The sequence below is a fragment of the Spirulina subsalsa CS-330 genome (assembly GCF_028330765.1).
GTDB classification, from domain to species: Bacteria; Cyanobacteriota; Cyanobacteriia; order Cyanobacteriales; family Spirulinaceae; genus Spirulina; species Spirulina subsalsa_A.
The window spans coordinates 1-9,543 of the sequence record NZ_JAQMTY010000059.1 but is presented as its reverse complement, the minus strand read 5'-3'; the positions used below and the strand labels follow the sequence as shown (position 1 = coordinate 9,543).

13 protein-coding genes and 1 pseudogene are annotated in these 9,543 nt (G+C 52.8%); 10 read left to right on the top strand and 4 right to left on the bottom strand.

Features of this window, described 5'->3' with window-relative positions; all coding sequences use genetic code 11:
- From PN477_RS04000 to cofG, 8 genes and pseudogenes are all read left to right on the top strand, one after another.
- A partial coding sequence (locus PN477_RS04000) for a WD40 repeat domain-containing protein (protein WP_272147009.1) occupies positions 1 to 627 on the top strand: 627 nt, incomplete at its 5' end.
- A 129-nt stretch (positions 628 to 756) separates the two neighbouring features.
- Positions 757 to 1,020 (top strand): AbrB/MazE/SpoVT family DNA-binding domain-containing protein, encoded by a 264-nt coding sequence (locus tag PN477_RS03995; protein WP_272118599.1) that lies wholly within the window; start codon positions 757 to 759, stop codon positions 1,018 to 1,020.
- Positions 1,007 to 1,402 carry a type II toxin-antitoxin system VapC family toxin gene (locus PN477_RS03990; protein ID WP_272118601.1) on the top strand — a complete coding sequence of 132 codons (396 nt, stop codon included), beginning with the start codon at positions 1,007 to 1,009 and terminating at the stop codon, positions 1,400 to 1,402. Before PN477_RS03995 ends, PN477_RS03990 begins: the two co-directional genes overlap by 14 nt.
- Before the next feature lie 190 nt (positions 1,403 to 1,592).
- On the top strand, positions 1,593 to 1,847 hold the full coding sequence (locus tag PN477_RS03985; protein ID WP_272118603.1) for a hypothetical protein: 255 nt from the start codon (positions 1,593 to 1,595) through the stop codon (positions 1,845 to 1,847).
- Entirely contained in the window at positions 1,844 to 2,272 is a 429-nt protein-coding gene (locus PN477_RS03980) for a type II toxin-antitoxin system VapC family toxin (RefSeq protein ID WP_272118605.1), read from the top strand. Before PN477_RS03985 ends, PN477_RS03980 begins: the two co-directional genes overlap by 4 nt.
- Positions 2,273 to 2,416: 144 nt before the next feature.
- Positions 2,417 to 2,698: a hypothetical protein gene (locus tag PN477_RS03975; protein ID WP_006621136.1), complete on the top strand. Its 282-nt coding sequence runs from the start codon at positions 2,417 to 2,419 to the stop codon at positions 2,696 to 2,698.
- Positions 2,686 to 3,105 carry a type II toxin-antitoxin system VapC family toxin gene (locus tag PN477_RS03970; RefSeq protein WP_272118611.1) on the top strand — a complete coding sequence of 140 codons (420 nt, stop codon included), beginning with the start codon at positions 2,686 to 2,688 and terminating at the stop codon, positions 3,103 to 3,105. Before PN477_RS03975 ends, PN477_RS03970 begins: the two co-directional genes overlap by 13 nt.
- Positions 3,106 to 3,132: 27 nt before the next feature.
- Positions 3,133 to 4,071 (top strand): annotated as a pseudogene (gene cofG / locus PN477_RS03965) (7,8-didemethyl-8-hydroxy-5-deazariboflavin synthase subunit CofG); the annotation flags it as partial.
- Here cofG and PN477_RS03960 read toward each other — a convergent pair.
- Positions 4,058 to 5,395 carry a four-carbon acid sugar kinase family protein gene (locus PN477_RS03960; protein WP_272118613.1) on the bottom strand — a complete coding sequence of 446 codons (1,338 nt, stop codon included), beginning with the start codon at positions 5,393 to 5,395 and terminating at the stop codon, positions 4,058 to 4,060. The pseudogene cofG and the gene PN477_RS03960 sit on opposite strands and share 14 nt — an antisense overlap.
- 119 nt (positions 5,396 to 5,514) lie before the next feature.
- Here PN477_RS03960 and PN477_RS03955 point away from each other — a divergent pair, with 119 nt between their 5' ends.
- A complete protein-coding gene (locus PN477_RS03955; RefSeq protein WP_272118615.1) occupies positions 5,515 to 6,276 on the top strand; it encodes a sulfite exporter TauE/SafE family protein in 762 nt (253 codons plus the stop codon).
- A 178-nt stretch (positions 6,277 to 6,454) separates the two neighbouring features.
- Here PN477_RS03955 and arsC read toward each other — a convergent pair whose 3' ends face one another.
- The 3 genes from arsC to PN477_RS03940 form a co-directional block, all read right to left on the bottom strand.
- Positions 6,455 to 6,853: an arsenate reductase, glutathione/glutaredoxin type gene (gene arsC, locus PN477_RS03950; protein ID WP_272147007.1), complete on the bottom strand. Its 399-nt coding sequence runs from the start codon at positions 6,851 to 6,853 to the stop codon at positions 6,455 to 6,457.
- A 98-nt stretch (positions 6,854 to 6,951) separates the two neighbouring features.
- Positions 6,952 to 8,109 (bottom strand): ACR3 family arsenite efflux transporter, encoded by a 1,158-nt coding sequence (gene arsB, locus PN477_RS03945; protein ID WP_272118619.1) that lies wholly within the window; start codon positions 8,107 to 8,109, stop codon positions 6,952 to 6,954.
- 67 nt (positions 8,110 to 8,176) lie between these two features.
- Complete coding sequence (locus tag PN477_RS03940) at positions 8,177 to 8,506, bottom strand: ArsR/SmtB family transcription factor (protein WP_272118621.1); 330 nt, start codon at positions 8,504 to 8,506, stop codon at positions 8,177 to 8,179.
- A gap of 188 nt (positions 8,507 to 8,694) precedes the next feature.
- Here PN477_RS03940 and PN477_RS03935 point away from each other — a divergent pair, with 188 nt between their 5' ends.
- The gene (locus tag PN477_RS03935; protein ID WP_272118623.1) at positions 8,695 to 9,264 is read left to right on the top strand and encodes a manganese efflux pump MntP; all 570 of its coding nucleotides are present in this window, start codon (positions 8,695 to 8,697) and stop codon (positions 9,262 to 9,264) included.
- Positions 9,265 to 9,543 lie beyond the last annotated feature (279 nt).

The window sequence follows — 9,543 nt, the reverse complement described above, 5'->3', positions numbered from 1 at the left end:
CTCGCTACCCTCTTTGGGCATAGTCGGTCGGTAACAGCAGTAGCGATCGCCCCCGACGGGAAACGAGCGGTCTCTGCATCGTCGGATAGAACCCTGAAACTGTGGGATTTGGATCAGGGGACGAAACTCGTCACCCTCACAGGGCATAGTGACGTGGTAAGCGCAGTGGCGATCGCCCCCGACGGGAAACGAGCCGTCTCTGCATCGTCTGATGAAACCCTGAAACTGTGGGATTTGGAGAGGGGGACGGAACTCGCCACCCTCTCTGGGCATCGTGCCTCGGTAACAGCAGTAGCGATCGCCCCCGACGGGAAACGAGCCGTCTCTGCATCGGATGATAACACCCTGAAACTGTGGGATTTGGAGCAGGGTAGGGAACTCGCTACCCTCTCTGGGCATAGTGACTCGGTAACAGCAGTGGCGATCACTCCAGACGGGAAAAGAGCCGTCTCTGCATCTAATGATCAAACTCTGAAACTGTGGGATTTGGTGACGGGGGATGTGTTAGCCACCTTTACCGGGGAAGGTGGTGCGATGAGTTCCTGTGCCATTACACCGGATGGGGTGACGGTGATGGCAGGGGATGGGTCGGGGCGGGTGCATTTTCTGCGGTTGGAGGGGCTGTGAGCAACCGGGTTTCTCCGATCAACTTGGGGAAAACCAGTAACCCCTAGCAACCCGGTTTCTAGACCGGCGTAGGGGGAAAGCAAGATCTGATTTTGTTAAAATTACCGAAATATCCCAACTGATTCACCCATGGAAATCGCCAAAATCTCCCAAACAGGACAAATTATCATTCCACCAGAAATGCGGAAAATCTATAGCTTGGAGATGGGGACAGAAATCATCTTGACTGATACAGGCAAAGGAATTTTAATTCAGCCCAAACAGCCCTTTCATCCGACCACTTTAAACGAAGTAGCCGGGTGTTTAAACTATCAAGGTTCACTCAAAACCTTAGAGGATATGGAAGCGGCTATTCACCAAGGCATTCAGGAGCAATGGCATGATCGCAGTTGACACCAATATTGTAGTTCGGCTTCTGACTCAAGATGATCCAATCCAATATCAAAAAAGTCTAGAACTTTTTCAAAACCCAGAAATCTTCATTTCTCACACCGTTATCTTAGAAACCGAATGGGTGCTGAGATTTGCTTATCAGTTTAAACGGAATCAAATTTGTTCGACTTTCCGGAAACTCTTGGGATTACCAAATGTTCACTTACCTAACCCGATGTTAGTTCATCAAGCCCTACTGTGGCATGAAAATGGTTTAGATTTTGCCGATGCTTTGCATCTCGCTCAAAGTCAAGACTGCCAGCAATTTTACACCTTCGATGAAAAATTCATTAAAAATGCCAGAGAGCTAACCAATTGTGAGGTCAAAAAACCAGACGATTAAGAAAAGATCAGAAAAATGTTAGCACAGGTGTATGTTCTGCGGTTAGAGGGGTTGTGAGCAACCGGGTTTCTCCGATCAACTTGGGGGAAAACCAGCAACCCCCAGCAACCCGGTTTCTAGACTGTCGCTCAGTGAGGCGTTAACAGATCCGCTAAAATCTTGATTAGATCGTCATGACCAGGAGCCAAACATGACACTCAACGAACTATTGCCCGCCATTCATCAACTCAACCCCACCGACAAACAAACACTCTTCGACCTCCTCGATCGCGAACTCCACCCAAACCCCCCAACCCCAGAACTCCAACCCGCAAACTTTCAAAACGAGGGTCAGTGGCTCATTGCCATCTTTGAGCAACAATTCAGCGCGATTGAGCCTGGCGAAATCCTGATCTCACCACGGGAACCCATCCGAATTGATGAAACCCTGTTTGGTGACTCATGAAAATCATCCTCGATACCAACATCATTTCAGAACTCATTCAGCCCATGGGTTCTCAGATCATTCGCCAATGGTTAACCCGCCAAAACGGTGCATCACTGTACACAACCAGTATTACCCAAGCCGAAATTTTGTATGGCATTCAAATTCTCCCTGAAGGACAGCGACGACAAAAATTGCTCGACGGAGCATCGATTATCTTTGAGCATCACTTAACGGAGCGAATTTTAGCCTTCGATCAAAAATCCGCTGAACATTATTCCCGAATAGCAGCAAGCCGTAAACAAATCGGCCGCCCCATCTCACAATTTGATGCACAAATCGCAGCCATTTGCCAAGTTCATCACTCAACATTAGCAACCCGCAATATCCGCGACTTCTTGGATTGTGGAATTGATGTAATTAATCCATGGGAAACAAACCACTAAACTGCTTCATTGACCCAGCCCATGAATTGCTCCAGCAACTCGCCTCAACCGAGGCCGTGGTATGGTCGCCCCAAACAGATAGCACATCAGTTCAGGCCCTGTCAGATCTTCTAGATAAAATGTGATCAGTCACCAAATACAACCATGCTAGACATAACCCTAAACTGGAAACCAGACCCCCAAACCTTGACCCAACTGGTACAGGTCGCCATCCAAGAACAGAAAAGTTTAGAAACTCTGCTCGATGAGGCCATCGCCCAGTATCTACAAGCAAATTTAACCCCTAACCCCCTTTCCCCATCCCCCACTCCCCCCGACCCCTTTCTCACAGGTCTCTATGACGGTAGTGCCGAACTTTCTACCGAAGCAGAAGCCATCCTCACCGCAGAAATTCAATCTGCTTCGGGTTTATCATGGAAAAAATAGGGGCGATCGCTGATACCGGATTTGTGGTTGCTTTGCTCAACCGTAAGGATCACCACCATAGTGCCGTTGCCACCATCTATCAACACCAGCCAACCATTGCCCTACCTCAACCTGCACTGACCGAAATTGCCTACCTACTGGGACGAGATGCAGGAATTCTTACCATAGTCCAATTTTTGCGATCGCTCGACAAAAGCCGCTTTCAAGTCATTTCCCTAACTTGGCCCGATACTCAACGAGTTGCCCAAATTTTGGAAATGTATCAAGATAGTCAGATTGATTTTGTTGATGCTTGTGTCATGGCGATCGCTGAACGCTTGAACTTACAAACCGTTCTTACCTTAGATCGTCGAGATTTCAGCATTTTTCGCCCTCAGCATTGTCAAGCCTTTAACCTGTTGCCCTGATGCTGTGCGGCAATGACCGAGAGAAGTATGAAGAACCGCATTACCTATAGCCCAGCGTTTACCCTAGTTCCCACCTACGAATGTTTTAATCGTTGCGATTATTGCAACTTTCGGGTTGATCCGGGGGGGGATCAATGGCTCTCGGTGGAAGTGGCACGCGATCGCCTCCTCACCCTCCAGGCCCAAGAGGTGATCGAAATTCTCATCCTCAGCGGCGAAGTCCATCCCCAGAGTCCGCGCCGCCCCGCCTGGCTCGATCGCATCTATGACCTGTGTGCGTTGGCGCTGGATTTGGGGTTTTTGCCCCATAGCAATGTGGGGATTCTGAACGAGGCGGAAATGGCGCGGTTAAAAGCGGTGAATGTGTCGATGGGGTTGATGGTGGAACAGGTCACGCCCCGACTGCAACAGACCCGCCACCGCCACGCACCGAGTAAAGACCCAGCAACCCGACTGCACCACCTAGAAACCGCCGGACGGCTGCGGATTCCCTTTACCACGGGTTTGCTCTTGGGGATTGGCGAAACCGAGGCGGATTGGCGAGAGACGTTGGCGGCGATCGCCACCTCGCATCAACGCTGGGGCCATATTCAAGAAGTGATTCTGCAACCCTATAATCCAGGATCTCAGGACACCTTTCGCGGGCTGGGCATCTCTGACGATCAGATGGTTCGCGCCGTTACCGTCGCACGGGACATCCTACCGCCCGATGTGCAACTTCAGATCCCGCCCAACTTAATCCAAGCACCGGAAACCCTTTTGGCCTGCCTAGACGCAGGGGCGCGGGATCTTGGCGGCATTGGCCCCATTGATGAAGTGAACCCGGATTATCGCCATCAACAGATCGACCGTCTGCGCGAATTTCTGGCTTGCAACGGTTGGCAACTGACCCGCCGCCTGCCGATCTATCCGCAGGGCGATCGCTGGCTCCCGGCCGCGTTACAAGCTGCCGTTAACCGTTGGCGTGGTGCAATCGCTGATACACCGTTGCCAAGCCCGTCGCATCACCCACATTGCCCGGAAACAAGACCACCGGCAACATTGGAAATTGCGGATGTTCTGGGCTGGTTGTGACCATGGAACAGCCGGGGAGAATTTGCCCCAAGAGCCGCGCCGATCGCAACCCTAAGCCCACACTCAACACATCATTCGACGTAATCCCGCCTTTACTAATCAAAAAGCGCAACTCTGGCGGCAATCCCTGAACAATTTCCATCAACAGGCTGGAAACTGCTTTCCCAAACTCTAAGCGTCGCTCCACCGTCTCAAATTGCAATTCTTCACGGCTGGTATAGATCACAGGCGTTAAATGTTCAGCAAAAGCGGCGGCAACTTTGGCGAGGGCTTCTTGCTTAAGGGTGGCGCTTTGACTGATATCGTTCCGCATTCGAGCCACGTCTAATTCAATCGGGGCAATGCCGTCAGCCTTGAGCAATTCCATTAGTTGCGCGGTGGTTTTCTTGACATGGGAGCCGACGATTACCGCGCCGGGTTTGTCCGTGCGGCCATAGGTGGCCATGGCTGCGGCGGGGATGGGTTGCGGGCCGAGTTGGGCGAGGGAGGTGAGAAGACTGGCGGCACTGCGGAAGAGGAAGCGTTTACCCTGGGCGGCGGCGGCGAGGAGGTCGGTGGCGAAGGTATCAAAGTCGGCTTGGGTTTCGCCATCGACGGCACAGCAGACATTCCCCGTTAAACCCATAAGACGGTCTTGGCAGCGCGATCGCACCGCCTCCAATTCAAACCGCTCCACCTGCGCCGCCGCAATTCGTCCCCCGGTTTTTTCCGCCACATAATCCGGCAAAAACGCCGTGCTATAGCCAAACACGGAATCCTGCGCGAATTCTGTCTCATGCACCGGGGTTTCGACACCATTAATCAATAGATAATGGGTGCTGTTGCGGGTAATCCGTCCCCCTTCAAAAAATGCTGGGGTGAGGAAATGGGCATCAAAGGGGCCAAGTTCATCGGCGATCGCATCGGTTTCCACGGGGTAATGACCGCGCAGGGTCGAATCCGAACGACTCACCACTAAAAATTCCGTGACCCCTTCGGCATCGAGGGCAAGGCGGAGATTGTGGCAAACCTCGCGGGTAATGCGGGTGGCTTCATCGGGAGCGAGGGCGCGGGTATTGGTGAGCACGAAAAAAATCGGAGCGGCATCGGCCAACCCCAAGCGCAACGTATCCACATCCCACTGCATCAACAGCAGACAACTGTGAACCGTTTGGGAGCCGGTGGGATCATCGTCAAGGACAATAATTTTGGGGCGGTTGGCAGCTTGGGCAGACATAGCGATCGCTTCTGAGGAGGGTTAATGTTACTGGTTAGCCTAGCGTGGGATGGGGCATTACTCACGGAAAATATTAATTTTTCGTTAAATTATGAAAGGACTGTTGGGAAAGTGGGTAAGTGATCATCCTTTGGTTAGCGTTGGCAAGTAGTGCCGCTTGGTTGCTGAGTAGCTTGATCGGGGGCGGCAGTCCCCTGATTTTGATTCCCGTGATTAGCGCGTTGTTGGGCCCGGCGGTTGTGCCGCCGGTTCTGACGACGGGAATGTTGTTCGGCAATGGGCAACGGGTCTGGATTTATTGGCAGCAGATTGAATGGCGGGTGGTGGTGTGGTGTTTGCCGGGGGCAACGGTGGGGGCGGTGTTGGGGGCGTTTGTCCTGAGCCGGACGCGGATTGAATGGCTGAGTTTGCTGTTGGCAATCTTTTTGTTGCTGTCGGTGCTAGGCTTGTTGCGCGATCGCCCCGCCTCCGACTCATCCATCCTACCCCGTCATCAAATGGCCGCCTGGATGTTTCTGCCCCTGGGATTTTTCTACGCCTTCTTTTCGGGTCTGATCGGTTCCACGGGCCCGATTTTGCACCCCTTCTATCTCAGCTACGGTCTCAACAAGGAGGAAATGCTCGCCACAAAATCCCTCAATGTGCTGGGGGTGCATCTGGTGAAATTATTGGCCTATGGTCTGTTTGGGATTTTGAGTTGGCAGACCTTTGGCTATGGGCTGGTGATCGGAGTTGCCGCGTTGCCGGGAAATTATTTAGGGCAATGGGTACTGACGAAAATCAGTGATCAACAATTTCGGCGGTTGGTAGTGATTTTCATCGGTGCGAGTGGGCTGTTTCTGTTTTGGCAACAGCGGCAATTTTTGGGGTTTGGGTTTTAATCGCGGTCTGTGCCGCAGTGCGGTGTCGTTTTCCCTAGGGACGTGACACACTTTAATGAATGGGTGGGTTACGGCGGATTGCTGAATCTCAGCTATATCGGGAGTTTAAGCCGCCTAACCCACCCTACGATCAAGCCTGATTTTAGCTGTGTCGTGACATTTGTTTTGTGGGTGGAATTCAGGGGGAATGTTGCGCGATCAGTTGGCTCACCTTAGTTTTGATTTCATCCCGAACCCGTCGAAAGGTGTCTAAGGGTTGACCATCGGGGTCATCGAGTTGCCAATCGGCGAAGAGGGGCCGTAAGACCCATGCTTCGGGCAAATCGACCCCACAACCACAGAGGGAAATCACCCCGTCGTAGTCTTCGGGATTAAACGCCGTGAGCGGATCAGAGGTTTGATCACGGATGTCGATCCCCAGTTCGGCCATGACGGCGATCGCAGTGGGGTGAACTCGACTGGCTTCGAGGCCGGACGATGTGACCTGAATGATGCCAGCACCGAGGGTTTTGGCGAAACCTTCGGCCATTTGCGATCGGCAGGAGTTGCGCTTGCAGACGAACATGATTGTTTTCATCGTTTTTTTGGGTTGGATTGAGAATAACGGAGGCGACATTTCATGCCTTTCGCAGGTAACGGGAGTTGAGCCAGATCGTTCTGTCCCCCCAAGTGAACCTAGCGATTCGGTAGCACCGTGAAACAGCGGGGATCGCGGAGGGTGGCTTTTTCGGGTTCACGGGGAAACCAGAAGGCCGTTTTTTTGCAAAATTCCACCAAAAGCAGCATCACCGGCACTTCAATTAAGACCCCGACGACGGTGGCCAGGGCGGCTCCGGAGTTGAGACCGAAGAGCATGACTGCGGTGGCGATCGCTACCTCAAAATGATTACTCGCCCCAATCAACGCCGCTGGAGCCGCATCCTCATAGGACAGTTTGAGCAGCCAGGCCGCCACATAGGTCAAGCCGAAAATGATCGTCGTTTGCAGGAACAGCGGCATGGCAATGAGGAGAATATGCAGCGGATGTTGAATGATTAAATCGCCTTTGAGGGCAAAGAGGAGAATCAGCGTGATCAACAGGGCGAGGGTGGAAATCGGCCCCAGTTTTTTCAGGAAAACCTGATGAAACCAAGGGCGGCCGCGATGGCGGAGAATCCAGACGCGGCTTGCCATGCCTGCCGCGAGGGGTAAGCCCACGTAGATCAATACCGAAAAGACAATGGTTTGCCACGGCACGGTGAGATCATTCACCGCTAGCAACCATTTACCTAAAGGTGCGTAGAGAAAAAGCATCGCCAAGGAGTTCACCGCCACCATCACCAGGGTATGGCCTTGGTTGCTGTAGGAGAGGTAGCCCCACATCAAGACCATGGCGGTACAGGGGGCAATGCCGAGGAGGATTGTGCCGGCGATGTAGGAACTGGCGAGGGTGGTTTCTGTGCCGCGAATCAATTCGGTGGTGGTGAGGAGGGGGCGGAAGAGGTTGCCGAGGAAGAACTGGGCGAAGAGCACCATGGTGAAGGGCTTGACGAGCCAGTTGATCACGAGGGTGAGGGCGACGGGTTTCGGGGTTTTGGCGGCTTTGACGGCTTGGGAAAAGTCGATTTTGACCATGATTGGATACATCATGGCGAAGAGACAGAGGGCGATGGGAATCGAGACGTGATAAAGACTGAGCGCGTCGAGGGCGATCGCGACACCGGGAAAACTCCGCCCCAAGATAATGCCAGCCCCGATGCACAGAAAAACCCAAAGGGTGAGGTATTTTTCAAATCGATTCAGTTCGCCTCCGGCTTGGATGGCCGAGGGGTTAAGGCTAGGTGGAGGATTCATCTCACTCGCATCAAAAAAAGTTGATAGATGTATCCTACCAAAAAATCAATCAAAAAAAGTTGATGGGTTAGGGGTCGCAGTGGCGAGCGGGTTTCGGTGCGGTGGTGGGGTGAAATTGGGCGATCGCGGTTTCGAGTTGAGCGATCGCCTCACCATCGAGGCGGTAATAGACCCAACGGCCTTGGGCGCGTGACTGAATTAGACCCGCCTCTTTGAGGATTTTGAGATGGAATGAGAGTTTTGACTGGGCGACGGCGAGGCGATCGCAGAGATCGCACACACATTGCTCTTCATCCCGCAGGATGGTCAGCACCTCCAACCGCAACCCATCGGACAGGGCATGAAAGCGATCGCGCAGTCTTGCTAAGGTCTGGGGGTTACTGGTGTTGAGAGTCATGGGGCGTTGACCTGATTTGTTACAAGATGTTAAGTGATGTGTCACAATGGCAACGTTGCAACTTGCCTACAGATAAAACGTCGTGGTTGCCAGGATGACGCGGTTTCTATACCCGTTTTGACACATTTACGGAATTGACAGCAAAACCATCGTATCTTGACCCATCCATCGTCCACGAGACTGGACCCATGATCGAGACCCTCTTAACCGCCACTGTTCTCTCCCTCTCCACAAACCTCGATAATTTAGCGGTGGGGGTCGCCTATGGCTTCAAACGCTTAACGATTGGTTGGCTCGCTAACGGTGCGATCGCTTCCCTCTCCGGAATTAGCACCCTCTGCTCCATGAGTTTAGGCAATGAAATCGCCGCTCTCATTTCCCCTCAATGGGCGCAATCCTTCGGGAGTGTCTTGTTAATCCTCATCGGTGCGGTGGTGCTGGGGCAATTTTGGCGATCGCGCCACTCCCCCACCCAGCCCACCGATCCCCCCCCTGTTCAAAACGGCATGAGCCTCCGAGATGCGATCGTGCTGGGTTTCGCCCTCACCCTCAGCAACATTGGCACCGGCATCAGCGCCGGGATGACCCATCTTGATGTCGCCATGACTAGCAGCCTAAGTTTGGTGTCCAGTTTAGTGATGATTGGAGGGGGTGTCTGGTTGGGGCGACTTTTGACGCGCCAATGGCAACGGTGTCGCCTTGATTGGTTAGCGGGTTTAGGGTTGGTGCTCCTGGGGCTGTACGAATCCTTAGCCTAGGGTTTGGGGGCAGCATCATGATTTCACCTCAATTCTGAGAATCAGTCGCCCTGTCGTTGCGATCGCACCGCTTACCCTGAAACCCTGCTCTGAGCCGTTATCCCCGGAATGAATTCACGGGGTTTTCGGCGTGTTCCCTGTTGACATACTCCCCCACTAAACCCTACGGGCTATAGTGGGAGATTCTGAACAGCCAGTTACCTGACCATTTATCCACTCAAACAACGAGAGTTGCAGAGGGTTGCTAGGCTCAACGACTAACGCCATTGATTTATCCTG

Excerpts from the sequence above, each read along its gene's own strand:
- PN477_RS03995 (WP_272118599.1), top strand. The coding sequence starts at position 757 with ATGGAAATCGCCAAAATCTCCCAAACAGGACAAATTATCATTCCACCA.
- PN477_RS03990 (WP_272118601.1), top strand. The coding sequence starts at position 1,007 with ATGATCGCAGTTGACACCAATATTGTAGTTCGGCTTCTGACTCAAGAT.
- PN477_RS03985 (WP_272118603.1), top strand. The coding sequence starts at position 1,593 with ATGACACTCAACGAACTATTGCCCGCCATTCATCAACTCAACCCCACC.
- PN477_RS03980 (WP_272118605.1), top strand. The coding sequence starts at position 1,844 with ATGAAAATCATCCTCGATACCAACATCATTTCAGAACTCATTCAGCCC.
- PN477_RS03975 (WP_006621136.1), top strand. The coding sequence starts at position 2,417 with ATGCTAGACATAACCCTAAACTGGAAACCAGACCCCCAAACCTTGACC.
- PN477_RS03970 (WP_272118611.1), top strand. The coding sequence starts at position 2,686 with ATGGAAAAAATAGGGGCGATCGCTGATACCGGATTTGTGGTTGCTTTG.
- PN477_RS03960 (WP_272118613.1), bottom strand. The coding sequence starts at position 5,395 with ATGTCTGCCCAAGCTGCCAACCGCCCCAAAATTATTGTCCTTGACGAT.
- arsC (WP_272147007.1), bottom strand. The coding sequence starts at position 6,853 with ATGAAAACAATCATGTTCGTCTGCAAGCGCAACTCCTGCCGATCGCAA.
- arsB (WP_272118619.1), bottom strand. The coding sequence starts at position 8,109 with ATGAATCCTCCACCTAGCCTTAACCCCTCGGCCATCCAAGCCGGAGGC.
- PN477_RS03940 (WP_272118621.1), bottom strand. The coding sequence starts at position 8,506 with ATGACTCTCAACACCAGTAACCCCCAGACCTTAGCAAGACTGCGCGAT.
- PN477_RS03935 (WP_272118623.1), top strand. The coding sequence starts at position 8,695 with ATGATCGAGACCCTCTTAACCGCCACTGTTCTCTCCCTCTCCACAAAC.